General features: G+C 49.2%; 26 protein-coding genes. 19 read left to right on the top strand and 7 right to left on the bottom strand.

Features of this window, described 5'->3' with window-relative positions; translation table 11 throughout:
* Positions 1-184: 184 nt before the first annotated feature.
* Complete coding sequence (locus ACX1C1_RS01605; protein WP_458955451.1) at positions 185-2,095, top strand: ATP-binding protein; 1,911 nt, start codon at positions 185-187, stop codon at positions 2,093-2,095.
* A gap of 45 nt (positions 2,096-2,140) precedes the next feature.
* Here ACX1C1_RS01605 and ACX1C1_RS01600 read toward each other — a convergent pair whose 3' ends face one another.
* Together ACX1C1_RS01600 and ACX1C1_RS01595 are read right to left on the bottom strand one after the other, a co-directional pair.
* Positions 2,141-2,374 (bottom strand): NHLP leader peptide family RiPP precursor, encoded by a 234-nt coding sequence (locus ACX1C1_RS01600; RefSeq protein WP_458955450.1) that lies wholly within the window; start codon positions 2,372-2,374, stop codon positions 2,141-2,143.
* Between the two features lie 342 nt (positions 2,375-2,716).
* On the bottom strand, positions 2,717-3,721 hold the full coding sequence (locus tag ACX1C1_RS01595) for a hypothetical protein (RefSeq protein WP_458955449.1): 1,005 nt from the start codon (positions 3,719-3,721) through the stop codon (positions 2,717-2,719).
* Positions 3,722-4,051: 330 nt separating this feature from the next.
* Here ACX1C1_RS01595 and ACX1C1_RS01590 point away from each other — a divergent pair, with 330 nt between their 5' ends.
* The 7 genes from ACX1C1_RS01590 (at position 4,052) to trhA (ending at position 9,223) form a co-directional block, all read left to right on the top strand.
* A complete protein-coding gene (locus tag ACX1C1_RS01590) occupies positions 4,052-4,621 on the top strand; it encodes a hypothetical protein (RefSeq protein WP_458955448.1) in 570 nt (189 codons plus the stop codon).
* Positions 4,622-4,725: 104 nt separating this feature from the next.
* Positions 4,726-5,760: an NADH:flavin oxidoreductase/NADH oxidase gene (locus tag ACX1C1_RS01585; RefSeq protein ID WP_458955447.1), complete on the top strand. Its 1,035-nt coding sequence runs from the start codon at positions 4,726-4,728 to the stop codon at positions 5,758-5,760.
* A gap of 79 nt (positions 5,761-5,839) precedes the next feature.
* A complete protein-coding gene (locus ACX1C1_RS01580) occupies positions 5,840-6,220 on the top strand; it encodes a LapA family protein (RefSeq protein ID WP_458955446.1) in 381 nt (126 codons plus the stop codon).
* A 67-nt stretch (positions 6,221-6,287) separates the two neighbouring features.
* On the top strand, positions 6,288-7,223 hold the full coding sequence (locus tag ACX1C1_RS01575) for a TRM11 family SAM-dependent methyltransferase (protein ID WP_458955445.1): 936 nt from the start codon (positions 6,288-6,290) through the stop codon (positions 7,221-7,223).
* Between the two features lie 32 nt (positions 7,224-7,255).
* A complete protein-coding gene (locus tag ACX1C1_RS01570) occupies positions 7,256-7,453 on the top strand; it encodes a hypothetical protein (RefSeq protein WP_458955444.1) in 198 nt (65 codons plus the stop codon).
* Positions 7,454-7,794: 341 nt separating this feature from the next.
* A complete protein-coding gene (locus ACX1C1_RS01565; RefSeq protein WP_458955443.1) occupies positions 7,795-8,493 on the top strand; it encodes a lipase family protein in 699 nt (232 codons plus the stop codon).
* Positions 8,494-8,578: 85 nt separating this feature from the next.
* A complete protein-coding gene (gene trhA, locus ACX1C1_RS01560) occupies positions 8,579-9,223 on the top strand; it encodes a PAQR family membrane homeostasis protein TrhA (protein ID WP_458957568.1) in 645 nt (214 codons plus the stop codon).
* A gap of 53 nt (positions 9,224-9,276) precedes the next feature.
* Here the strand turns inward: trhA and ACX1C1_RS01555 are convergent, their stop codons facing one another.
* On the bottom strand, positions 9,277-10,095 hold the full coding sequence (locus ACX1C1_RS01555) for a lipase family protein (RefSeq protein WP_458955442.1): 819 nt from the start codon (positions 10,093-10,095) through the stop codon (positions 9,277-9,279).
* 206 nt (positions 10,096-10,301) lie between these two features.
* Here ACX1C1_RS01555 and ACX1C1_RS01550 point away from each other — a divergent pair, with 206 nt between their 5' ends.
* Positions 10,302-11,282 (top strand): Gfo/Idh/MocA family protein, encoded by a 981-nt coding sequence (locus tag ACX1C1_RS01550; protein ID WP_458955441.1) that lies wholly within the window; start codon positions 10,302-10,304, stop codon positions 11,280-11,282.
* A gap of 57 nt (positions 11,283-11,339) precedes the next feature.
* Here ACX1C1_RS01550 and ACX1C1_RS01545 read toward each other — a convergent pair whose 3' ends face one another.
* Positions 11,340-12,539 (bottom strand): magnesium transporter CorA family protein, encoded by a 1,200-nt coding sequence (locus ACX1C1_RS01545; protein WP_458955440.1) that lies wholly within the window; start codon positions 12,537-12,539, stop codon positions 11,340-11,342.
* 171 nt (positions 12,540-12,710) lie between these two features.
* Here ACX1C1_RS01545 and ACX1C1_RS01540 point away from each other — a divergent pair, with 171 nt between their 5' ends.
* Positions 12,711-13,271, top strand: a complete 561-nt coding sequence (locus ACX1C1_RS01540; protein ID WP_458955439.1) for a hypothetical protein — start codon at positions 12,711-12,713, stop codon at positions 13,269-13,271.
* A 91-nt stretch (positions 13,272-13,362) separates the two neighbouring features.
* Here the strand turns inward: ACX1C1_RS01540 and ACX1C1_RS01535 are convergent, their stop codons facing one another.
* Positions 13,363-14,592, bottom strand: coding sequence for an NAD(P)/FAD-dependent oxidoreductase (locus ACX1C1_RS01535; RefSeq protein ID WP_458955438.1), 1,230 nt, complete (start codon positions 14,590-14,592; stop codon positions 13,363-13,365).
* Between the two features lie 97 nt (positions 14,593-14,689).
* Positions 14,690-15,565: an AraC family transcriptional regulator gene (locus ACX1C1_RS01530; protein WP_458955437.1), complete on the bottom strand. Its 876-nt coding sequence runs from the start codon at positions 15,563-15,565 to the stop codon at positions 14,690-14,692.
* 210 nt (positions 15,566-15,775) lie between these two features.
* On the opposite strand from ACX1C1_RS01530, the gene ACX1C1_RS01525 reads away from it, so the two are divergent.
* The 4 genes from ACX1C1_RS01525 (at position 15,776) to ACX1C1_RS01510 (ending at position 20,270) form a co-directional block, all read left to right on the top strand.
* The gene (locus ACX1C1_RS01525; protein ID WP_458955436.1) at positions 15,776-16,948 is read left to right on the top strand and encodes a galactokinase; all 1,173 of its coding nucleotides are present in this window, start codon (positions 15,776-15,778) and stop codon (positions 16,946-16,948) included.
* Positions 16,949-16,995: 47 nt separating this feature from the next.
* Positions 16,996-17,988, top strand: coding sequence for a UDP-glucose 4-epimerase GalE (gene galE / locus ACX1C1_RS01520; protein ID WP_458955435.1), 993 nt, complete (start codon positions 16,996-16,998; stop codon positions 17,986-17,988).
* Positions 17,989-18,044: 56 nt separating this feature from the next.
* Complete coding sequence (locus ACX1C1_RS01515; protein ID WP_458955434.1) at positions 18,045-19,640, top strand: UDP-glucose--hexose-1-phosphate uridylyltransferase; 1,596 nt, start codon at positions 18,045-18,047, stop codon at positions 19,638-19,640.
* A 177-nt stretch (positions 19,641-19,817) separates the two neighbouring features.
* Positions 19,818-20,270 (top strand): hypothetical protein, encoded by a 453-nt coding sequence (locus ACX1C1_RS01510; RefSeq protein WP_458955433.1) that lies wholly within the window; start codon positions 19,818-19,820, stop codon positions 20,268-20,270.
* A 162-nt stretch (positions 20,271-20,432) separates the two neighbouring features.
* Here ACX1C1_RS01510 and ACX1C1_RS01505 read toward each other — a convergent pair whose 3' ends face one another.
* Positions 20,433-20,657 (bottom strand): DUF1128 domain-containing protein, encoded by a 225-nt coding sequence (locus ACX1C1_RS01505; RefSeq protein ID WP_458955432.1) that lies wholly within the window; start codon positions 20,655-20,657, stop codon positions 20,433-20,435.
* A 171-nt stretch (positions 20,658-20,828) separates the two neighbouring features.
* On the opposite strand from ACX1C1_RS01505, the gene yyaC reads away from it, so the two are divergent.
* The 5 genes from yyaC (at position 20,829) to ACX1C1_RS01480 (ending at position 25,990) form a co-directional block, all read left to right on the top strand.
* Positions 20,829-21,371 carry a spore protease YyaC gene (gene yyaC, locus ACX1C1_RS01500; protein WP_458955431.1) on the top strand — a complete coding sequence of 181 codons (543 nt, stop codon included), beginning with the start codon at positions 20,829-20,831 and terminating at the stop codon, positions 21,369-21,371.
* Between the two features lie 59 nt (positions 21,372-21,430).
* A complete protein-coding gene (locus ACX1C1_RS01495; RefSeq protein WP_458955430.1) occupies positions 21,431-22,282 on the top strand; it encodes an alpha/beta fold hydrolase in 852 nt (283 codons plus the stop codon).
* Positions 22,283-22,320: 38 nt separating this feature from the next.
* Positions 22,321-22,977 (top strand): DUF6483 family protein, encoded by a 657-nt coding sequence (locus ACX1C1_RS01490; RefSeq protein WP_458955429.1) that lies wholly within the window; start codon positions 22,321-22,323, stop codon positions 22,975-22,977.
* Between the two features lie 9 nt (positions 22,978-22,986).
* Positions 22,987-24,237: a class I SAM-dependent methyltransferase gene (locus ACX1C1_RS01485; protein WP_458955428.1), complete on the top strand. Its 1,251-nt coding sequence runs from the start codon at positions 22,987-22,989 to the stop codon at positions 24,235-24,237.
* Positions 24,238-24,316: 79 nt separating this feature from the next.
* The gene (locus ACX1C1_RS01480; RefSeq protein WP_458957567.1) at positions 24,317-25,990 is read left to right on the top strand and encodes a histidine kinase N-terminal 7TM domain-containing diguanylate cyclase; all 1,674 of its coding nucleotides are present in this window, start codon (positions 24,317-24,319) and stop codon (positions 25,988-25,990) included.
* Positions 25,991-26,020: the final 30 nt, after the last annotated feature.

Genomic DNA, 26,020 nt, shown 5'->3' with positions numbered 1-26,020 from the left:
TGTACATACCATTTCCTAATAGCTATACCCACATAATAGCGGATAATAAAAATTGTTACCAATTAATAGTTGTAATTCCTTCAAGTATATCGGAAAATAGTAATAGGTAAATTTTGACGAAGAATGTCGAATTTTAGGTATTCGGATAATAGATATAGATACAGATTCGCTCGAGGTGATTGTATTGAAGCTTTTAATCAAATGTGTAGTTGGCTTGTTGGCTTTAAGTATGATTATCGGAACGATAGCAGCGATATCGCCGGGACGAGCGGAAGCAGCTGCTAGTGGTGACGCTTCTTTCATCACGGAATGGCAGATGTTGTGGGAGCAGCCAGACCAACCGCTGTCGATCGAAGAAGTTAGATCCCTTAAAGATGATGAGGGTTGGTTTGATGTGCATTCGGATGAGGAGTACCCACGATTACCCGAAGGCATAAACTCCGCATGGATTAAATTCAAATTGCCTGAGCTGTCGCAGATGCGACCTGCAATTTATATGGATAAGGTTTTTGCTAGGGATGCATGGATCTATATCGATGGTCAATTAGTATTTGAGATGTTGAAAGATTACAAATTTATTAGAAATAAAATAATTATCCCTCTATCTACTATAGAGTCAAATAAAATGGTTTATATGAAATTAACTACATCCGGTAATCAAAACGGTATTAAATATGCGATGAAAATTGGAGAATATGACAATCTCTCCAGAATTAAAGCTGATGATGAGTTATACGATGTCGTATTAGGAGCCTCACTGATTTTCTTATCGTTGTTCAGTTTTATTACGATTATGTTTATTAATCGGTTTGTATTGAGCGAATGGTATGCTTTTTTCTTAGTCATGTTCAGTATTGGAGTAATGATACTTTCGTACTCTACATTCTTCCATTCTACTTATAAGCAGTTTGGGGAGATTGTTTATTACTCTTTCGATTTTGCAACTATTCTACTACTACCTTCAATATTTTATTTCTTTGAAAAGGTTTTTGGAAGCGGGCCATTTAAAATCATTAAACACTTTAAAACAACTCATATTTTTTTATCTGGAATTTATATTGCTTCTCTAATCATAGGTTTTATCTTCCCATCTTATAAAATAATATACGAAACCTATGGTTCGATTTTATTAGGACTCTCAATTATTGTTAGCTTAATTGTATTGGTTGTTGTATTAATTATTTATTGTCGAAGCAAGAGCAAGGAAGCAATCATTATTACGATTGGTTTTAGTACTTTCGCATTGTTAGGAGTTTCAGAACTAATACTTTACTTTGCGAATTCAAAATTGTATCAATTGAAGCTTTGGAAAGTAGGTGTATTTATTTTCCTCGCTTCCCTGATGATCGTCCTGGTAAGAAGAGCGATACAAAATTATAAGCAAGTGATATCATATTCCAAACAACTAGAAGTATTTAATGTTGAATTACAAAGGTCAGAAAAGATGGAAATGGTAAGTCAATTAGCTGCTTCTGTCGCTCATGAGGTGCGAAACCCATTACAGGTAACAAGGGGCTTTCTACAACTTTTACGGGAAAGAACGTTACTTGAAAAAGATAAAGATTATATGATGCTTGCGATTGAAGAGCTAGACAGAGCTTCAGAAATCATAACGGATTTCCTAACATTCGCAAAGCCAGGAAGCGAAATGTACACTGTAATTAATATCAGGGACGAGTTGCAACAAATCGAAGCTATCCTAATTCCATTAGCTACAATGCAAGGAGGATCACTGAAAGTCACTGGTTCCTTCGAGGCATTAGTAAAAGGCAACTCTTCGAAGTTTAAGCAAGCTGTACTGAATATTGTCAAAAATAGTTTGGAAGCCATTGAAAGTAATGGAATAATTAGAATTAGTATTAATGAATTGAAGGAAACAAACGAGGTTCATATATGTATAGAGGATAATGGAGTCGGAATGGATAAACACGTTGTCTCCCAATTAGGAGAACCATTTTATTCACAAAAATCCAAAGGGACTGGGCTAGGATTGATGGTAACCTTTCGGATTGTAGAAGCTATGAATGGAAAAATAAATTATGAGAGTGAAAAAAATAAAGGAACTCGAGTGAATATGATTTTTCCACTTGTATAGTAAAACGCCAATGAATCTATTGTAACGAATTCATTGGCGTTTTATTTATTCCCACATAGGGCCTTCTAGGTTGTCTTTTACATCTGCAGGGTTTTGCGGGATGACTACGTAATAGCTGTCCGCGGACTCTTCTAGGGCTTTGACACTTACGTTTTCTGGAACTTCAATTCCGAAAGCGTCTTTGATTGCAGCTTTTGGATCTGCGAGTAGTTGTTTCTTGAATTCGGCATCTTCCCAAGCTTTTTCGATAATCTTATTACGTAGTTCTTGTTCGTTCATCAATGTAGTCACCCTTTCGAATATGTATATCATTTCCAAACTCATTCTATCATGTTAATTCGACATTTACTAGATCTTTATTACTACAAACGGAAAATAAAGAAACTATTTACCCACAAAAAAACCACTACCAAAGTAGTGGTTTTTTTGTGGGTTTTAAAGCCATCGCGGGCCTGAAGATGGGTTATCAATTTCGAAATCACCAGGAGCAGGAGGAATCACAAGATAAAACTTCTTCGAAGATTCAGTAACGGCTTCAACAAGAAACTTGTCATAAATCTACATAATATTCACAATTCGACGTTATCTGATCATTTTATCCCTATATTTACAAAGTGATTGTTAGAATAGCAAATTAATCCCCCCGCCAAGCAGCTTGCGTTTGCGCTCGGCAAGTTGATTTGCAATCTCTTGCAAGCTTTCTAGGAGATGTACGTTGAATGCAACTAGATCTGGAGGCGCATACGGATTTGATAGCAGCTGTTCGTGATAGGAAACGGCGATGTCGGCGTAAGGTGCCATACAGCCGCGCACATATATAGCGGCTTCGATTCGTTCGATTGTCAGATCATCTGTAGAATAGGCAGGGATATGGCCCGCGACTGTTGAATTAGAGATAGATTGGATCATCGCGAGCAATCCATTATAACTGCCGTCCTCCAGATCATCGCGCCAATCCGCCCAATCGTCCAGCATCTGAAGCAGCATTAATGCAGTGTTGACAGCTTCTTCTGTACGTTTGATCCGCTCGCGAGCGTTGCCTTCAACCTCAATTGCATCCACAACGCTTTCGCTAGACTCAGCAGCAGCAGCGAGCAGCCACGCGCCTGCGACGCATACTTTGACTGGACTAGCCTTTCCCGATATCAATAAAGGATTTGTCAGGAAGTAATTGCTACGTCCTTCATTCACCACGCTGTCCGCCCATGTATGTACATACCTGTTATAATAGTCCCAGAGTAAACTGCCAGGAGGGTATAGATCATGGAAGATTCGGAACATCTCGAGCTGGAGCAAATTGCCTAGAGCGAGCTGAGTTTTCCAGTCTTCTCCACCTGCAACTTTGCTGTCCATCACATCGTCTTGAATAAAGAAGTAAAGCATGCCATATACATTGGCAAGCGCAAGTTGTTCGCACTGCTTGTTCGACAGCGAGGCGCTCTCTTGCATCCAATAAGGCAGCAGCGTACAGATATAATCCTTGCCTCCATCGTTGTCTACCGGATCGAACTTCTTGGCATAAGCCAAGCCAAGCTCGTTCAGAGGCGACGGGAAGCCGGAGATTGTATCAAGCGCAGCCTTATACAAAGCCGTTAATCGAGGTTTGTATCGTTCGTACCATAACATGTGCAAACACCCTCCGTTTGGACGATATGAGACTATTTTCTAGTTCTATATCACTATATCACGAATGGAGGCGGGAGAAGCGAGCAGAAGGGAAGCTAGAGGCAATTTTTTCTATATTCATCTACGCATGTACCTGTTGAGTAAATGTCAAAAATCAATTAAAATGGATGTTATTACGAAGGTAACGTTACCATTACCAATTGTCGGGATTTAGCCATTTACTAGACTAAGGTCGGGGGATCGTCTATTACCTCAGAAGGTTCTATCGAGCCTTCTCCTGCATTAAAGTTAATACCAAATGAAAGTTCTTTAATGTGGAGGTCATTAGGGATGAATAGAGATAAGGAAATTTATGTGCTTCTGACGGATACCGGGACCGTCCTGACGAAAATCATTCGAACATTTACGAAAGATCCGCTTAATCACGCTTCTATCGCGTTTGATTCAAATCTTCAAGAGGTGTATAGCTTCGGCAGGAAAAATCCTAGTAATCCATTTTATGGCGGGTTCGTTCGGGAGGATGTGCGAAGCGAATTTTTTGAGGATTCCATGTGCGCGCTATACAGATGTACGGTGAGTCCACTCATATACTCAAGCCTGAGGACGCAAGTACAGCATTTCGAACAGAATCAGGACCTATACAAATACAACTTGGTCGGAATGCTTGGTGTCGTCTTCAATATTGAATGGGAGCGCAAGTATTCCTACTTCTGCTCTCAATTCGTTGCCACGATGTTTGAGAGAAGCGGTATGAGTCTCATCGACAAGTCGCCGCTGCTTGTTACGCCAGGCGATCTGCAGCATACGCCGGTGCTCGAGCTCGTCTATCATGGACAGTTGCATGCTTATGTTGGATGTCAGAGCACCATTACGGCAGCCAATACGATACGAACGGCTTAGAGGGGATCTCGAGAACATCGAGGTCCCTTTTTTCTTGTTATGGATTCGAATGTGCTATGCTTATCATCAGGAAGAAATTATATCTACATACAGGAGGGAAAGCTATGCCGCACGTTAAACTGGATGACGCTTTCGTCATAAAGAACCTGAAACTTCGTAATCGGACGGTTATGGCGCCGATGTGTCAATATTCTGTACACGAGAAGGACGGCATTCCTACAGACTGGCACTATATCCATTATGTTTCTAGAGCTGTAGGCGGTGTGGGTCTTATCCTTGTCGAGATGACGAACGTGGAGCCAGCAGGACGGATCACAGACCGATGCCTTGGCTTATGGTCGGATGAACAGATTCCTGCTTACAGGAAGATCGTGGATGCTGCACACTCGCATGGCGCGAAGATCGGGATCCAGATCGCTCATGCGGGTCGCAAGGCAACCGATGATCCATCACCTGTTGCTCCTTCCGCTATCCCGTTTGACGACAATTCGAAGACGCCAACTGCGTTATCGACGGATGAGGTTAAGGGAATGGTTCGTAAATTTGGAGAGGCGACCCGTAGAGCCGTCGAAGCAGGCTTCGATACGATCGAGCTTCACGGTGCACACGGCTATCTGATTCATCAATTCCATTCGCCGCGGAGCAATGTACGCGATGATGAATACGGCCATGATCTGACCTTGTTCGGACGGGAGGTGATCGCCGAGGTCAAGAGCGCCATGCCGGAGGGCATGCCATTATTGTTCCGGATTTCTGCACTTGAATATACAGAAGGCGGTTACGGCCTGGAGACTGGTATTGAACTATGCCGCGCTTATTTGGAAGCAGGTGTTGATCTGCTGCATATTTCGACTGGGGGCGAGGGGATTCCGAGTCCGGAACGCCGTCCTAAGGTTGAGCCTGCCTTCCAGCTTCATGCTGCGCAGGCGGTGAAAGAAGCGCTCGGCGTACCTGTCATTGCGGTCGGTATGCTCGAAGACCCAGCGGTCGCCTCAGAAGCCTTGGCTTCAGGCAAAGCGGACCTGATTGCTGTTGCACGGGGTTTGCTGCGCGATCCGTATTGGGCCATTCATGCCATTAAAGCTAGTGGAGGGGACTACAAGGCAGCTGTGCCTGTTCCTTACGAGAGAGGGTACTAATCAAAAGCGGGTAAACGCTAGACTATTCGGGCAAGGTATGAGACTCTATTGGTACATATTGATGTGAGGGAGAGGTCTCATGAAGGGTCAGGGTATGTTAATCGCGGCATTCGCCTTCGCGCTTGTTATCGCAATATTCGCTGTTATCAATGTCGAGCAGGTAGAAGTGAACTTCCTGTTTGCCAAGACAGCGACTCCGCTCATTCTGGTCATCTTGGTTTCCACGCTGCTCGGAGGTCTAACGGTCGGATTGTTCGGCATGCTTCGAATTTTCAAGCTGCAGCGTCAAGTCAAGGCGCTTGAGAAGGCAGCGGCGGATCAGGCGGAGGCAAGAGATCCGTTTGAAGCTTCTTTTGCAGCTGGAACAGGAGCTGGAGAGCTCAAGGAGGAGCCGACAAGCTCCGATAGCAAGAGTCGTGACGGGGAACAAAACGAAGGTCGTTCTGCAAGAAGCGAATGAGTATATTAGCATAGGGCATAGCTGGATACAGCCCAGACTGTTGGGAGTAAATGATGTTGATAAAGCAATGAGACTGTACACGTATGCTTGTCATGAGGACGAAGCGGAACTATGCGCCTTAGAGTTATCTACTCTGCTTGGCAGGCTTCCGGCTGCAGGTATAATCGTGCAAGAAATGAATGACGGAGAGCCTGCAGTCGATGTGAGCAGGAGCCCGTTCTTGAAGCGAAGGATCGATGTTGAGCGGAGAGCAGTATCGCTGGAGCGCTTCTCGGAGTTGCTCGCTGGTTATGATTTAGCGGGACAGACATTTAAGATCTATTACACCGATGGAGACGAGTCGCATACGTACGAGGAAAGACGTGAGTATGAGAGGCAAGTAGGCGGATATTTGCGAGGCAGAGCAGAGATGCGCTATCCTGATGTTAAATTCGGTTTGATGCGGTATCAGGGAGAGTGGCTGTGGGGTCCCAGCACAGACAACGCTGCGACATGGCTCCTCCATCAAGCCAAGCCGCAAAATTATTCAACGGCACTTCCGACTCGCGCCGCAAGAGCGCTCGTCAATATTGCCGCCGGAGCTAATCCTGCCGGACTTAAGCTCATCGATCCATGCTGCGGCATGGGAACAGTGCTGATTGAAGCTTTGTCGATGGGAATCGATGCTGAAGGCGTGGAACTTAACCCGCTTGCAGCTAGAGGAGCAAGGTTGAATCTGGAGCACTTTGGATACACTGGGAGCATCGTGACGAGAGGCGATATGTTGGAGTGGACTCGTCAATATGATACGGCTATTCTGGATATGCCTTATAACTTATGCTCGGTATTGCCGAGCGAAGAGCAACTGGCGATGCTGCGAGCGCTTAAACGGATGACGAATCGTGCCGTCGTTGTGACAACGGAAGACATCGGAACCCAGCTAGCTCAGGCTGGTTTTCGGATGATGCAACAAGCCAAGCTGAGCAAAGGTACTTTCACGCGATATATAAGTGTAGTAGAATAAGGAAGATGCGGAGCATAAAGTGAGGTGAACCTATGTCTGCGAATGAACAAAACGAGGCCGTCGAGCAGAAGAAGCTGACTCAAGCGGAGCGTGCGAAGCAACTGCTGGCTCAGAAGAAACAGGGACAATCGGGTCTGCAAGGCCAGAAGCACCACTCCACTGGAACTCAAGAGCTCAAGAGCCAAAATACGAAAAAGGTTAACAACCAACGTAAAAAAATGGGTGTATAACCAAACAAGAGCGTCAGTCGGATCCTTCCGACGACGTTCTTTTTTTGTCGTACAAATTGATTATAGATTTGTGTCCAGTTGCAGGCTGATATGGGTATGAATATGATAGATGAAAGGGAAATATCGCTCGTCCATAGTTGTCAACTAAAATGTAAGCGTATTAAAGCGGAGCATCAGTAATGTATAGAAATAGGCAATCGTTGCGGAGAAAGTCGCATACGTTCAAGACACTTAGCTGCTAAGCAAGTGTGGGCGATACTGACAGTTGTATCGAAGAATGAAATGAGGCGAGTCCCCGCATAATGAGGGTAAACCATCATCATGTTCATGGAGGGATTCATATGGCGGTGAGCTCAACTTCGCTTCATGTTTATTTGCTGGCCGGCGTAAAAACAACAACCAGTGCATTCAATGCTTGTAAGGAAAGATTGGAAGCGCAGCTCAGATCGGAGGGCATTACACCGATTATCGAAGTGTTATACCCTTACGGTGATTGCAGCAGAAGTGTAGTCAGACAGGTGCTTGAGGTTCGTTCGGATCTATCTAACAGGTTGAAAGCTGGACGGATCGGGGGACGTAAAGTTTGGGATCAATTAAAGGATTCGGTCAAAGATGAGAACGGTCGTTTCCTGCTTATTGGGCATAGCGGTGGAGGGGCAGCTGCTTATCAGGCCGCCAAGCTGCTGGAGGAGAACGGAATTATTCGTGACTTCCGAGTGGTGCAGGTCGGTTCTCCTCGAACACCGATCCACCCTAGACTTCAAGACAAGGTTAGTTATTTTCATTCGGTGGACAGCTTGGGGAAACAAAACGATCCCATCACGAAGATCGGTACTTGGGGAGGCTGGATCCGCAAAGAGAGGTCCTTGCCCAGATGGAATCACTTCAAGTATGCGCCAGGATACGTGGAAGGTATTCCGACGATTGGCGGACATGCCGACTACTTCCGCAACACGGAGCCGTTTATCGATACGGATTCCGTCTGCAATCTGGATAAGACCATTACGCGAGTAGGCGCTTGGTTGAAAGGCTGGCTCTAATCGGCTAGACTGAAGGAGAAGCATTGAGGAGAAATCGAGCATGATGATGTATCCTTGGACCAAACCTTCAGGAGTTGATCTCAACATGGCCAATACTCATACCTTCTCCAAGGGAGAAGAAATTGCCAATGCCGTCACACACGGAATAGGCGCTTTGCTAAGCATAGCCGCCCTTGTGCTGCTTATTGTATTCTCGTCCCTGAAAGGCACTGCGGCTCATGTCGTGAGCTTTACGATATACGGTTCTGCCATGCTGTTGTTATATCTCGCTTCAACGCTTGTCCACAGCTTTCCGCAGGGCAAGGCCAAAAAGGTGTTCGAATCACTGGATCACTCCTTTATTTATGTCTTTATTGCCGGCACATATACGCCGATCCTCTTCCATATCGTACAAGGGACGTTAGGCTGGGTGCTCTTTGGTATCGTATGGGGCGTAGCGGTGGTCGGAGCTCTATTCAAAGCTTTTTTTGCCTCTCGTTTCTTTGTTACCTCTACAATCTTGTACATCGCTATGGGATGGATTATCGTGTTCGCATGGAAGCCGCTGGTTACGCATCTGGCGCCAGGTGGGCTGCAACTGCTTATTGCAGGGGGCTTGCTGTATACGGTCGGTACGATATTCTATGTATGGCGCAGTTTTCCGTATCACCACGCCGTATGGCATTTGTTCGTGCTAGGCGGGTCCATTGTCCATTTCTTCGCCATTATTTTATACGTGCTGCCGGCCTGAATTCAGGCGCGGCGTTTTTTTTTCGTTTTGAGGTTTCTGCGGAGAAGAAACGGCTATTTCACTTCCGGGCACCAGCCTGGCGGCTCTGCACACATGGATACGGCGACGACAGGCTGCTCCTTGGCCAAATCAGCGAAGTAGCTGTCGAGGATATGATTGGCGGATACGGAGCCCTTGCGGAAGGAACGAGGCACTTCTCCTTTGACATGCAGATAAAAATAAGTTTGTTTCGTGCGCGGCGATTGATACACGAGTGGCGGCAGATGCGGCACGATATCGTGTTCGTTCTGGAAACGCCAATGCGTCGTCACGCAATAATTATAGGTCTGTACAAACTTGGGATCACCAACGCGAGGTGCTCCGAACGTATATACAATTGGTGAGCCTAACGTCGTATTGCGGGCGATATCGAGTGCGGCAAGTGTGGCGAGTGCCCCGCCAAGGCTATGTCCGGTAATGAACAACGGCAACCCTGGGGGCAATTGCGCGAGCAGCTCGAAGATTTGATCCCTCGCGGACATATAAATATCGGTAAAACCTTTATGTGTCTGACCGGCGCCGCGGACAGGACGGTATGGCGTCTGCTGCGCGATGAAGTCAGCCACCCAATCCACTGCCGAGCCGGTTCCTCTGAATGCCATAACGGCGCATTGCTCGGACATGATAACGAATCCGAAGCGCTCGGGTTTGATGCCGTATGCGCTCGCCATAATCTCGCCAACAAGCGAGTAAGTGCGAGGCACGAGGAATAATCCATCTTCTTTGTTATTGTACTGTACATAGGTCTGTCCACAGACGCCCGCAAGAAACAAAGCGGCTTCCAGATCCGGTTGTTGGATAGCTGCAATCGGGGTGTTATTGCCTGCATTCATGTGTGATCCCTCCGCGTTGCCGCAATTGGCGCGGCCTCATTCCTCATTGTATGTAGGCAGATGCGGATAGGTACCGGATGTAAAGTTGAATGGACGAGCAATGCAAGGTCGTTTATAATGTTGAGCATCGAGGCGGCGGAGCGTGTGGCGGCCCTTGTAATGAGTCATGAGTCATGCAGAACGATGAGAAATGGGGAGAGCTGGTAATGACATTACAGATTGGGTTAATCGGTACAGGTTGGTTTGGCAACATGCATGCGGAAAAGTTAGCGAAGATGGAAGGCGTTAATGTCGCTGCTTTTGCAGCAACAACGCAAGAGAAGGCAGATGCAGCAGCGCGAGGCTTCCAGGATGCCAAAGGTTATGTATCCGTGACGGAAATGCTGGACTCGCGCAAGCGCAAGCTGGATGCCGTTTATATTTGCGTTCCTCCTTTCGCCCATGGAGATATTGAAAACGCTTTGATTGAACGGAGTATTCCTTTTCTGGTGGAGAAACCGATTGGTGTGGATGAAGAACAGCCAGAGGCGATTCTGCGCGGTATCAAGGAGAAACAATTGATTACGTCAGCAGGCTACCACTTCAGGTACATGGATAGTACGGCAAAGGCCAAGGAGCTGTTGAAGGATCGAGCGATTGGTATGGCGCTGGGTTATTGGATGGGAGGTATGCCTGGCGTATATTGGTGGAGGTCAATGCAAGGGTCCGGAGGTCAATTCGTCGAGCAGACCACTCATATTGTGGACCTGCTTCGTTATACGGCTGGCGAGGTAACCGAGGTTTATGCGGCGTATGGGAATCAGATCGTGGCGCAAAATAATGACGGTGTTACAGTACCGGATGTAGGAACGGTAACCATGAAGCTGTCATCCGGCGCGGTTGCGACCATTAGCAATACTTGTGCTATTCCTGCTGGCGGCCATAACGGCTTGGATCTATATACCGATGCAGGCGTCCTCGAGATCGGCGGCAGCAGTTTGATTCATCGCACGGCTGGTCAAGTGACGGAATACCAGAATGTTAACAATCCGTACGATGCAGAGAACGAAGCGTTCTTGCATGCTGTTCGAACAGGCGACACATCGCGTATCCGATCTACGTACGAAGATGCTTGGTTGACTCATCGGGTTACGATGGCGGCAAATCGTTCAGCTCTTACAGGCTTACCCGTTAAACTGCAATCATAAGCTTACACCAAAAATCCCGGAAGCGCTGCACAAGCCCGTCTGCTCTTGAAGACAAGGTTATGTGCGTTCTCTCCGGGATTCTCTATGACCATGACCGTATGAGCTTGTATGAAGCTCACCGCGACGAGGGTTATCTTTGCTTTTGCGCTTATCTTTGCCATGTTTTGCGGAACGCCGCTTGCCGCCGCCGCTTACTTCTTCGTCTAGCTCTAGCAGCCCGAGCTTCGACCTCTTCTTGACAAGCAAGTCTCCCGTCCAGCCTTTCCGCCATAACCAGAAGTAGATGCCAACCGTGATGAGGGCGATGCCGGCGACGGTGACGCCGAAGCCCCACTCTTGCTTGCGCCATGGCAGCGTATCGAAGTTCATGCCCCATAAAGCGCCGATGACCGTAGCAGGGAGGAACAACACGGTAAAGATCGTCAGCGTCTTCATAATATCATTGCCTCTGAAACTCGAGATCGCATCATCCATCGAGATCAGCGTATCGATCTCAAGAGCGTAATGCTTAAGGAGAGCGTCGATACGCTCCAGCTTATGCGTAATACGAGTAAATCCTTCCGTATCCATCAAATCGTGGGAGAAGGCTTCCTTCGCGGCGCTATGCACCTCTCTGATCGGAATGAATAGATGGCTCCAATGCAATAGATCATATCTGCGATCAAAGATGACGTCGAGCAGCCCAGTACGATTACGGTGACGCATCGTGCGCTCCAGCTCTCCGAGCCTGCGCTCGAAGCCGTCAAGTCCGCCGTGGAATGTGTCCAACAAGACGCTAATCATTATAAAAAAAGCTTCCGGAGCGATATGACATTCGTCGTACTTTGATGTATGTGATCCCTGCTGCAGTCTAAGAGGCAGCCGAATATCATCATAGATTGTAATCAGTCGATGTTTGGACAGCCAGAAGTGGAACGGCTGGACATCGGAAGCATCATCCGATATTTGCATCATGAGTGTGCCGCATAGAATGGATCCCATTTCCTCTGAGTGATCAACCAAGATATGGTTGGTTCTTCTGGATGCACATTCGTCAATCCACTTGGCGCATTCGGGAAACTGCCGCTTTAATTCGACCGCTTCATCCTTCTGATCTGTCACGGGCGGGGAGAGGAGTGGCCGCCGATCTGCTTTGGGATTGGATTCTGTCTTGCTCTTCCTGCTCGGAAGCGGCTGTGCAGGCTGTTCGAAGCAGCTTGCTTGCTGCAGCAGATGCCATTCCCATCCAGATGGATAGCTTAGCAATTGACGAATCATTGGTTCTCCTCCCTTCCGCGTTTCCAGATATTGTGGTAGCCGTACATGCAATCGCTACCTTCCATCATAACCCGAACAAGCTCGCTAGACAACTGAAGAGTGATCGCGGCTGCATTGGGGCATACCAACCATATGGGAAAACGAATATAGAATAAGGCGGAGGCATCGGCAATGGCCAAAAAAATCGGAATTTTTGAATCTCAGCAGCAGGTAATCGGCGCGATCACCCAGCTCGAGGATGCGGGCTTCAAGCCTGGTGATATGAAGATACTGGCTAAGGACAGCGAGCATTCCAGGCGTATCGAAGCAGAAAGCGACGTTCACGTTGACGAGATGAGAGACTTGGAAGAGACGCGCAACGACGCCAGAACCCATACGGATACCATTGGGGCGGCTTATTCGTCTGGATCGGCAGATTCTGCATTGGCTATGTCCTATGGGTTTACAGGCTTTGGCGGCAGTATGACCGCAGGCGCGGGATTCCCGCTTGCCGTATCCTACTCCTTTATCGGGAATGATCACGAGCGGGCGTTCCGATCCTTGGGACTTGATAACAAGGAGGCTGAATTGTGCTGCCGAGAGGTAGAAAGGGGCGCTTACGCTTTAATTGTAGAAACGACAGAGAGCAAGTCGCTTCTGGACAAGGACGGAGGGCCTGACTTATCTACCCTTGGCGTAGCAGAAGCGGTGTTCCGAAGCTGCAACGCGTCATTGATTACGGATGGAAGCTGAGCCGAATACAGACACGTTAAGGAGCGGAGGAACAAATAGTTGAACAATGCCGGCTTAGCCGCATCCCAAGCTGCGGCAGCCGGTTTTTGTTTTAACGCAGGGTTGCCCTGGATAAGCCGACGATACGGTTCAGCGGATTGTCACCCGCTGTTCCTTCGATGAGCCCGCGAATCAACTCTGCGGCGAGCACACTGTACACCGTTCCGTTGCCTCCGTATCCGAGCGAGTAATAAACATGACGCCATTCGGGATCTTCGCCTATAAAGGGAAGATTGTCCTCTGACTCACCGAAGGTCGCATTCCAATGATACGCGATGGTAAGCGGCATGCCGGGGAACAACTCTTGTGCTTTCGTGAGCAGCTTGGAGCTGTGCTTCTCTTGTGCATGTTTGCCGCGCAGCGGCGTACTGATGTCCTCATCAAGTCCGCCGACGATGATACGATCATCCTGTGTCGTTCTCAGGTAAAGATAAGGGCGCGCTGTTTCCCACAAGAGCCATCGATCATGCCACTGGCCTAGGTCGGCGATCGGATCAGTTACGATGACAAAGGAGCGGCCGATATCCGGTTTGATGAGCTTCCCGCGCAACTTCTCGGGTTCATAGCCGATCGCATAGACAACATGCTCTGCCTCGATATAACATCCGTTGCCGGTATGCAGTCGGTGTAATCCATTCGCAAGTGTCTCGTGATCGAGGATGTTGGTACGCTCCCGAATTCGGAGTCCCCGGCTTACCGCCTGTTCGGCTAGCAGATGGACGAACCGAAACGGATTTACTTCCGCATCTCCGCCTGTTACGATTGCGCCTGGCTTCTGGAATGGGAAGTGGTTCACAATGTCCTTTTCGGTCCACCATATCGCATCCAAGCCGCAAGCGGATAACGCCTCGTATTCTTGCTTCAGCTTGGGCAGATCCTGCTCCGAAGATGCGTAGTAGAGGCTGCTTCGCCTAATGAATCCACTATCTCCAGGCAATTCAGCCGCTATCCTAGCGAGTTTGTCTACGGCGTTGCTGCAGGCTCGGTAGAACGTCTCTGCGGGCTCTTGCCCGATCTGCCCGATCAGCTCGGACAACATGACATCATTGCAATATTGAAGAAGACCAGTATTAGCGGAGGTACTCTCCGAAGCGACGGATTCACGATCTGCCAATATGACGTCGATTCCTGCAGATGCAAGCTCCCAAGCGGATGTGACGCCGGACATGCCGCCGCCGATAACGACTGCTTTGGCCCGCTCATTGCTTGTCAGGCTTGGATAAGTTTGAACATCACTCATGGTCGTTGGCCAATACATATGCCCGCTATGTAATTCGCTCATTTAATGAATCACCTCAGTGGTAGTATACCCACGAGAGAACAATCCGAAAACAGACGAGACATCACAGTCTTGCAGCAAGTTGAGTCTGATCATTATCCTAGTCATCTCCATGCCAAATATCCGCGCGGTATGCCGTTGGCGACATGCCGAATTGCTTGCGGAACTGCTTGGAGAAATAGAGTGCATCCTGCAAGCCGACAGAAGCGGATACTTGTTCTACGGTCAGCTCGGGCCGCTCTCGCAGCAGCAGCTTCGCCTTATCCAGTCTTAGCCTGAGCAAGAACGAGATGGGCGTAATCCCTGCCTTCTGCTTGAAGGCTCTGGACAAATAAGCCCGGTTATACCCGAGCGCCTCCGACATTTGTTCAATGGATACAGGGTGAGAGTACTGCGTATTAAGATAATGAATCACTTGTCGATGGATATGCTCGTTTTCGTTTCGTCTAATGCTGTTGTCGTCGGTGCCGCCAATGCGGCTATCCTGATAGAGCGCCATTAATAGCAGCAACCATCCCGCCGATTGCACGGACGCCGATGAACGGGCTCCGCGGAATGTCAGATAGACATTGCGATAGTATAGCGATGCTCTGCGGCTATCCTTAATGGCAATGACAGGGCTTTTCTCCCCGAACCCGGCTCCCTGGACAAGCCCTTGAGCCATTGACCCCGAGAAGGCAATCCAGCGATAACGCCAAGGGTCGTCGAGATCGGATTCATAGCTGATGAGCTCCTCGGGTTGAATAAGAAAGGTAGACCCCGCGGACAGCTCGTGCCGGATGCCGTTTATGATAAAGGTCCCTTTGCCGGAGATGACCAGATGCATGAGGTAGAAGTCATATACTTTGGGTCCCAGCCTATGTCCCCCCTTTGTCTGGCTTTCGCCGGCGAATAAGACATGAAGCGGAGTGGAGGCTCTGCCGGTATCTGTAATGGGGTTTGGATTAGAGGCGACGGTATATGTCTCTTGAGTCATATTTGCGCACCAGCCTTGTAAGCGAATTTGATGATTCTATTGCCTTATGATACGTCCATCATAGCACGATCAACTCGTCGAATTAAAGTTGGAAAAGTCACATAAATCCATATGATCGGCACTTTGCGCCATTTTGTTCTGGCTGCTAATCCACTATACTAAGGCTATAACAAGCAACTCCACACTTAAACCAAAGGAACGTGATCGCACATGGCTAATCTTGCAGCTCTGAAAGACACATTCGTTTCACAATATGGCGGTAACGCCGAGGACATTGCGGTATTCCACGCGCCTGGCCGCGTTAATCTGATCGGCGAGCATACCGACTACAATGGCGGTTATGTATTCCCGGCTGCGCTGACTTTCGGCACAACGCTGCTGATCCGCAGAAGAGAAGATAAGAGCCTGAAGCTGGCGACAACGAATTTCCCATCCGACGGTACCTTCTCCGTCGAAGGAGTAGTATACAACAGCGCCGATGATTGGATGAACTATCCAAAGGGGATTGTCAATGAGCTATTGCAGCAAGGCGTGAAATTCGGAAGCGGGTACGAGCTGCTTTATCATGGAGAAATACCGAATGGCTCCGGCTTGTCCTCATCGGCATCGATTGAGGTTGTAACGGCTTACGCGCTGCTGTCGATGGAAAATCTTCCGCTCGATACGGTTAAGATCGCTTTGCTATCGCAGAAATCGGAGAACGAATTTAATGGCGTCAAATCCGGCATTATGGATCAGTTCGCAGTTGCCAATGGCAAGAAGGACCATGCGATTCTGCTGATGTGTGACACGCTCGAATACGATCTCGTACCATTCGATTCCGGCAGCTACAAGCTTGTGATCGGCAACACCAACAAACGCCGCGGACTCGTGGATTCCAAATATAACGAACGACGCGCGCAATGCGAGCAAGCGGTAGCTGACCTTCGTGCCGATCATCCCGAGCTAGAGCTTCTCGGACAGCTCAGCCTGGAGCAGTTCAATGCTTCTAAGTCGCTTATCAAGGATGACCTCATCCGCAGTCGCGCCGAGCACGTCATGGAAGAGATCGACCGCGTGCTGAAGTCGATGGACGCGCTTAAGGGCAATGACCTTGCAGCATTCGGCCAACTTATGAATCAATCGCATGATTCGCTCCGTGACCTGTATGAAGTAACTGGCGCAGAGCTTGACGCTATGGTTGATGCAGCGCGTGAGGTTGAAGGCGTGCTGGGCTCCAGAATGACTGGCGCGGGCTTCGGAGGCTGTACGGTTTCATTGGTACACGAGGACAGCGTAGAGCGGTTCCAAGAGGAAGTAGGACGCAAATATACGGAAGCGACGGGGCTGAAGGCAGACTTCTACGTATGCACCATCGGTAACGGTGTTGAGCGTCTTCAATAGATCGTTTACTAGTCTGAATCACGAATAAACAGGAAGAAGGGATAGATATGGCAGTATTGGTAACCGGAGGGGCGGGTTATATCGGCTCTCACGCCGTAGCAGCACTTAAGGAGCGTGGGGAAGAAATCGTTATCGTGGACAACCTGCAGCAAGGCCACAAGGAGGCGCTGTTAGGCGGCAAGCTGTACGTTGGCGATCTGAGAGACGCGGACTTCCTTGATACGGTGTTTAAGGAAAACGAAATTGATTCTGTCATTCATTTTGCAGCTAATTCCCTTGTCGGAGAAAGCATGAAGCTGCCGGGCAAATATTATCATAACAACGTATATGGCACGCTTTGCCTGCTCGAGAAGATGAATGAATATGGCGTGAAGCGTATCGTCTTCTCTTCGACGGCGGCAACGTACGGCGAGCCTGAGAATGTACCGATAGACGAATACGATCGTACACTCCCGACGAATGCATACGGTGAAACGAAGCTTGCGATGGAGAAAATGATGAAGTGGTTCGACATTGCCCATGACATCAAATACATTTCGTTGCGTTACTTCAATGCCGCTGGCGCGCATGACGGCGGAGAGATCGGTGAGGATCATAACCCTGAGACGCATCTGGTGCCGATCGTACTGGAAGCAGCGCTGGGCAAACGTCCGCATATCTCTGTATTTGGCGACGATTATGCAACGGAAGATGGCACTTGCGTTCGCGATTATATTCATGTCAGCGATCTTGCGGATGCGCATGTCTTGGCGGTTGATCGCTTGCGCGGAGGAGCGGACAGCTCCGTATACAACTTGGGCAATGGCCATGGATTCTCCGTCAAACAAGTGATTGAGATTGCACGTACTGTGACAGGCCGCGATATCAAAGCCGTTATTGAACCAAGACGCGCTGGAGATCCGGCTGTCCTGGTAGCTTCCTCAGAACGTGCGCGCTCCGAACTGGGCTGGAATCCTAGCCGCAGCGATCTGAATAACATTATCTCGAGCGCATGGAATTGGCATCAAGCGAATCCGAACGGATACGGAGACGGAAACTAAACCCGGAAGCAAGCTGATCAACAAGCGACCGGAGGAGCGAGAGGAGCTGTAAGGGCATGACATTGCAACAAGAAGCCGCACCTGCCGGATTGGAGGCGCTGGCGAACATAGAGAAGCTGCTGGCGTTTGCAGGGAACAAAGGCATGATAACAGACGAGGATACCGCCTACGTGCGCAATGCACTGCTTGATCTATTCCGATTCACGGAGCCGGCAGCTGCGTCGGCTGCTAATTCTGCAGAGATCGCGGACAGCGCCGTCCAATACTTGGAGCCGTTGCTTGATTACGGCTTCGAGATCGGACTTATCCCCGACAACACGATCACTCAGCGGGATCTACTGGACGCGCGTATTATGGGGTTGCTAATTCCGCGTCCATCGGAGACTACGGCTGCTTTCCGGAGCACGACAGCCAAGGAGGGCATTGCCGCCGCTACGGACCGATTCTATGCGCTTAACATAGACAGCAACTACATTCGGATGGATCGTATCCGCAAGAATCAATATTGGCGTCATGCTACGTCTTACGGCGAGCTGGAGATGACGATCAATCTCTCGAAGCCGGAGAAGGATCCTAAAGAAATCGCGCTGCTTAAGACGCTGCCGCAAGCCCATTACCCGAAGTGCCTGCTTTGCGCTGAGAATGTGGGTTACGCAGGGCGCGCAGATCATCCCGCCAGACAAAATCTGCGGATTCTGCCTATGCAGCTGCAGGGAGAAGACTGGTTCTTCCAATACTCGCCGTACGTGTATTACAACGAGCACAGCATTGTGTTCAAGGGCGCGCACGAACCGATGGCGGTCACTCATTCTTCATTTGCAAGATTATTAGACTTCGTGGAGCAATTCCCGCATTACTTCATCGGTTCCAATGCCGATCTCCCGATCGTGGGCGGATCCATCCTGAGCCACGATCACTTCCAGGCAGGACGCCATGTGTTCCCAATGGAAGTCGCGCCGATCGAAGCCACTTATGTCGATGGAACGGGTTCGGGCGTTACGTACAGCATCGTACAATGGCCGATGTCTGTGCTGCGTCTGCGCGGCAAGGAAAAGTCGGCAGTTCATGCGGCGGGCTGTCGCATCTTGGACTTGTGGAAGGCGTACAGTGACCCTTCTGTGGACGTGCTAGCTTACACCGAGACAGCCGACGGTCAGCGGATCCCGCATAACACCATTACGCCAATCGCCAGACTGAAGGACAATGGGGATTACGAGCTGGATCTGGTGCTTCGCAACAATCGTACAAGCACCGAGCATCCAGGCGGCATCTTCCATCCGCACAGTCACTTGCATCACATCAAGAAGGAGAATATCGGCTTGATCGAGGTCATGGGGCTTGCCGTTCTTCCGGGGCGCTTGAAAGAAGAACTAGAGGGGATCGCCGTCCTGTTGACGCCAAGAGCCGAAGAGAAGCCATCTGATCTGAGGAAAGAGGGCCACAAGCTTGGGCATCATGCGGAGTGGGCGGAGTGGCTTGTGGCGAAGTACGGCAATGGTCTTACAACGGAAGAGGCTGCTGCCGCCGTCCGTTCGGAGACGGGAGACAAGTTTCTCGAGGTATTGGGAGATGCGGGTGTATTCAAACGCGACGAACGTGGTGCTAAGGCATTCCGCGATTTTCTTGAAGCATCTGGATTGAATATGCAATAAACGATTTACAACCTCATATAACCTTCCTTGTCGAATGATGTATAATTATGATGAGGAAGGTTTTTAGTTGTATTCATCACAAGTTTATGGTATTTTTTATACAATAAATATTATTAATTTAATAATTATTATGATGTGAGATGTATGATTAATAATAAGATTATGGGGGTACTACAGATGCCGGAGAAAATGTTGCCGCTTGAAGAGTTCCTGGAACTCACAACAGATGAGCAAGTAGAGAAGCTCAAGCGTTGGAAGATGGATTATACGCTTAAAGATATTAGAGAAACATGGAACTTCAAACATTCCGCCCAGTACTATATGCTGCTTAAGAAGCTTCGTATCTACGAACGTGTCGTCAACAAATCGGACAAGTTCTATCCTGCACAAGAGCAAATTATTAACAGGCAGAACCCGGCAGAAGAGCTGGGCTGGAGATCTCAGTCCTCGTCCAAGCTTCCTTCGGACAGCTTCGACTACCACCTCAATACGACGCTGAGCGGTGCCGAACTTGCGGACAAGCTGGAGCGGCTGGCCTATTTCCTTAGAGGCGAACGCAAGAATGTCGCAATTAAGCTTTCTCTAGGTGCGGTTGAACCGGAGACATCTGAAGAAGAAAACGAAGAATAAGCAGAATAGATGCAACAAAAGACCGGAATCGACAAGGTTCCGGTCTTTATGTGTTCTAAGGATATTCATTACAGCATTTTTCTGTGAAATAATGGATTGTTATGGTAATGATTGTCGAAATAAAAAATCAACCATGATCAACCCCGTTAGGTCGATTGCTTGTTATTTGCGGAGCTTGCCGAGCTCGGATACCAGCGCTTCTACTTCGCTAATGCTGAACTTGTCTTTACTTACAATCAAATCATAAATATCTTTGATATCTTCATAGAGATCAAGGCTGAAGCTGCTGGCTTGCATAGCAGCGCCGGATGCCATTCTGAGCTTGGTCTTAATGGTTTCGATCATGAATTCAAGATTTTCTTGTGTTGGTACTTGCAAATCTGACATTCGATATTTCCTCCTTTGTTGCTTGGCTATTGTAATCGTCATTGTACCACGACGTGTGTTGCGACACCACAAATTGAAGAAGGAAACGGTTATCGGTTACAATAAACAAAGCAGAACTTCAAGTTCGTTATTATTAGGCGGGGCTGGGGCGTAAACGGAGGAGCAAAGGCGATGACGATAAGCAAGGCGGCGGCTTTGCCTGATGAGGAAACTTCGACGGAGCGATTGCGAGGATTTGTGTCCAGCATTGCCTCCAAGCAGCCGGATAAACAACGTATCGTATTTGTATGTATCGGAACGGATCGATCGACGGGGGACGCGCTGGGCCCTCTTGTGGGAACGATGCTTAAGGAGCACGGCTGGCCGCGTGTCATCGGCACGCTGGCAGAACCCTGTGACGCCCATAAGGTCGAAGGAGTGGCGGCAAACATCCCGGTGCCTGCAGCGGATGGCACAATCATTATAGCTATCGATGCATGTCTGGGCAAACCTCAATCGATCGGCGGTTATGTCCTTTCGAGCGGCCCCATTCGTCCTGGTGCCGCAACGGGTGGAGGACTCCCGCCTATTGGAGACTTCGGGATCGCGGGAGTTGTCAATCGACACGGTCCCAAAGCTTATTTCTTGCTTCAGACGACTTCGCTTCATCTTGTCATGGAGATGGCGAAGCAAATTGTTTCAGAAATTAATGAAGCGTGGTATATCCATTCATAAACACCATTCGCCATTACGATGTTCCGATCATAGGAACAATCGCCAAGGAGGGTATTCGTATGTTTAGCAAACCTGGCATTGATGCTCAAACGGTATCCATAGCAAATCGCACGATTACGCTGGAAAGCGGTCTTGAGCTTGCGTATTTCGATTCGCAGGAAGAAGCCGATGACAGACCCGTCATTGTCCTCCTGCATGGTTATTGCGGAAGTTCCTCGTACTGGGAGCTTGTCGTCAGCGAGCTGTCGCAATCCGCGAGAGTGATAGCGCCGGACGCAAGAGGCCACGGACTAAGCGCAGCGCCGGCTTATGAGATTTATGTCATGGAGGCGTTCGCCCAAGACGTAGAGGAACTGCTTGCACAGCTAGGCATCGAGCAGGCTGTCCTATTGGGCCACTCGCTTGGCGGTTACATTACATTGTCTTATGCAGAGAAATTTGGCAGTCGATTATCCGGCTTCGGGTTGATACACTCGACTACGCTGTCTGACAGTGAAGCTGCGAAGGCCAATCGGGACAAGGCGGCAGCTGCTATTGAGTCGGATGGGATCGAAGCATTTGTCGAGGGGCTAATACCCAAGCTATTCGCTGCCGATCGAATCGGCGATCTGGCAATTGAAGTAGCCCGCAGCAAGGAAATAGGCCGCGCCGCCTCGCAGCATGGCGCTGCGGCAACCGCGCGCGGCATGAAGGAGCGTACCGAGCGCGGCTTCATCATCAGAGAAACAAAGCTTCCTGTCCTCATCGTAGCCGGCGCCAAAGACGGGATCATCCCGGCGGAGAGCGCCTACGCGGCGACGGGGGAAACAACTAGAATCGTCGAGCTGGTAGAAGCCGGTCATATGAGCATGATGGAATGTCCGGAGGCGCTGACCGCGGCGATTCGGGACTTTGTGAGCCAGATTAAGTAATACGGCACGGGAGTAGGGATAACCGGGGAGGAATGGCGTTGTTTCAACGGGATTATTTCATGCGCATGATCGCGCAGATGACCGAGGCGATTGGTGTGATCATGAAACTCCGCAAGGAGAACAAGCAGGAAGAAGCACTGTTCGTGATCGATGAGCTGCTCGATAAGGAATTTCGTCTCAGCTCGAAGCTGATTCGTTCGTTGTCGGACGAGGATCTGATCAAGGTTATGACCACGAACGGTTTGCCGGACACGGATCATCTGCAGGCCATTGCGTTGTTGCTGAAGCAAGAAGCGCTTCTGCTAGCGGAGCTGGGGAGGGAAAACGATAGCTTCGCAGGTTATGTCAAGGCGCTGAGGCTATTCCTCCGTCTCTCCCTTATGGGCGCGGAGCCCACATTATCCGTACCGAACGACGAGATTCGTAATCTGCTCGCTACTTTGCGGCCTTATGAGCTTCCGGTCCCTGCCAAGCGGCTTCTGATGGAGTGGCACGAGACCGAAGGTCGATATGATGAGCTTGAGAACGTAATGTACGAGCTAATTGAAGATATGGCATTATCGACGGCTGATGCCGCCGCAATTTATAAACGATTATTGATGCAGGAAGATGATAAGCTTACGGCAGGCGGCTTGCCCCGTGAGGAAATCAATCAAGGCTTGACGGAATTGACTGTAGAGATCATCAAGGAGTGAACGGGACCTATGTCGTATGAGCAACAAAAGCAGCAAGAGCAACATGAGCTGACAGAGCGCCAAGAGCAGTGGAAAAAGGATATTATTGCATGGGTAGGCAGCGGCCAATTGCTGCATGCAACGTTAAGCCAGCCTCGGCGCAAGGATGGGGATACAGCGCAGCGGACGGTCGTCCGTCCCGTGCGCTTGAAGGATGGTCTCTACTATCAATTCGAATCATTTGTTGCGACGAAAGCGATTCATCGTAATACGAGAGAGGGAGATGCAGCCGAGGAGCTGATCTCCCTTCTTGCGGGAAGCTACCGGCAAGCGCTGATTAAGACGCCGACGGCAGACGTCCAATTGCTGTTCAACAAGAAAGGGAAAGCGGCTGTACGCAAACTTCCCCCTACCTCCAAAAACGAGGGCATCCAGGAGCATAATCGACAGAAGAAGAGAGTGCTGGAGGAGGGGACTCCAGTTCCGTTTCTTGTCGAGCTTGGTATCATGACGCCAGAAGGCCGAGTACATGCGAAGAAGCAGGATAAGTTTCGCCAGATCAATCGGTTCCTTGAGATGGTATCCGACGTGCTCGATGATCTCCCTGAGGGCAGGGAACTGCGAATTGTCGATTTCGGCTGCGGCAAATCTTATTTGACCTTTGCCCTGTATCATTTGCTTGCAGTTGAGCTTGGTCGTTCGATCTCAGTGGTGGGGCTTGATCTCAAAGCGGATGTCATCACATTCTGCTCCGAGCTTGCGAAGAAACTCCGTTACGACCGGCTGCAATTTCTCGTCGGTGATATCGCCGAATACGAGGGGCTGACTTCGGCGGATATGGTCGTGACGCTGCATGCTTGCGATACCGCCACCGATGCCGCGCTTGCCAAGGCTGTGCAATGGGGCGCATCTGTCATTATGTCGGTGCCATGCTGCCAGCATGAGCTGTTCCGTCAGGTCGACAATGAAGTTATGGCTCCAATCCTTTCGCAGGGCTTGCTCAAGGAACGATTCGCCGCACTGGCTACAGATGCCGTAAGAGGTCAATTACTGGAGGCACTGGGATATAAAGTGCAGATGCTCGAATTCGTAGATCCGGAGCATACGCCCAAAAACCTGTTGATTAGAGCGGTAGTCTCTGGTCATAAAGAACCATCTATGCACAAATGGGAGGAATATCTCGCGTTTAAGTCGTTCCTAGGACTCTCTCCGGCGCTTGAACGGATGCTACCAGATGCCTGGCCTGCGATAGAGAAGAAATCGTTCACAGCCGATAAATAGGCAATTGTCGATGACAAGAACATTTGCTACAATGGAAATAGATGGCTACCAAACGAATGGGTGAACCTTATTGGATTGGATGATCTGGCTCGATTTTAGCATGTTTGTGATTCTTGCGGCGTTGTTCTTGTACGTGTTTTATTCAAGCACAGTAACGGTTCTGCACCGCATTTATCTATTGCTCCACGTTGTGTTTATTATGTGGCCGCTGTTCCAGTTCGCATCGCAGACCACCTCAGAGATTCCGTTTAGGCTATTATACCTATCGGTATCCTACATAGGACTATCGTTGTTAGGGATTGGGTGGTTCATCTTTATCTTATATATGACCGGACAATCCTATGTCATACGCAAGAGTAGGTTGCTTGTCCTATCGATACCCGCACTAATCTCCTGTACTGTCGTAAGCTGGAATCCAGACGGACTGTTTCTTTCCATTAACGATCAACTGGAACCGCTCAAGCAGCTGCAGCACGGTCCGCTTTATTGGGTCATGATTGGGCAGTTGGTATTGTATTTATCCGTGTCGCTCGTCATCCTGATGTACAAGCTTCGGAGAAGGGACGAGTCCGCCCGGCAGCGTCAAATGGTCCGAACCGCGCTGATCGGGCTGTTCATGTTGGCGGCTTTCGCATTGGGCGATTTGTTTGTCAACTTGTATTTCATTGATCGCTTTGACAACTATTTCCCGCTTATCTCGGTTGGACTTGCGGCCACTGCCATCTATATCGTTAATGCGATCAGCCGCAACCGGGTGTTCGACATTATCCAGATCGTGCAGCAGGACGTTATGAACACCATGTCGATGGGGATATTGGTGCTGGACGAAAACGATATCATTCTCGAAGCAAACAAAGCGCTGAGGGCGAGTCTTAAGCTTCGAATCGGGGACTACTTCAAGCCGCTCGAGATGGCTGCGCAATTTAACGAAGAATCGTACAAGCAGCTGTTGGCATTGTTCGAGGCGCAGCAGTCACGTCCGAAGGATCGTCTGGAGGTCGAGCTCAATGTGAGGTTTGACCAAATGAGGCATGTAGTCGTGCAATCTGCTCCAATTCTGGATAACAAGAAGCGGATCATCGGGCGTGTGTTAACGTTCCAGGATGTGACGGAGCTGAGGATGCTTGTCGAAGAATCATACTCTCAGAACGAACTTTTGCATCAGCGCAATAATGAGCTAATGATTATGCAGGACGAGCTCTCGCAGGCTAACAAGAAGCTTGAGCATATGGCGATCACGGACGGTTTGACTGGTTGCTTCAACCGCAGATATTTGCTCCAACAGCTAGAAGAAGAAGTTGTTGCGAATGTCAGATACGGCATTCCGTTCTCGCTGTTCATATTCGATCTGGACCACTTCAAGATGATTAATGACCGCTACGGTCATCTGACAGGCGACGAAGTATTATGCAGTACAGTGGCGGCGGTACGCGGAGTGCTTAGACAGACGGATGTGCTGGCCAGGTTCGGCGGCGAAGAGTTCACCATCTATTTGCCGCATACCAACAAGGAGCAGGCTGAGCTCATGGCGGAGCAAGTCAAGATGATCGTCGAGCAGAACGTGGTGCTGTCGGGAGATGCGAGTATCTCTGTCACTATAAGCATGGGGGTCATCTCGATCGACCGATACGATTCCTCCATACTGGCGGATCCCAAGACGTACCTGCGCCATCTTATGGCGCAGGCAGACGCAGCACTCTACGAGGCCAAGTACAACGGTCGTAATCGAATCGTCAAGAGCAAGCTGGCTTAAGCGATGGCTCGTCAGTGGGCCAAGGATGTT

It is taken from the genome of Paenibacillus sp. strain BS8-2 (assembly GCF_054483835.1).
The sequence above is the reverse complement of the archived record's forward strand: the minus strand, read 5'-3'. Positions and strand labels throughout refer to the sequence as shown.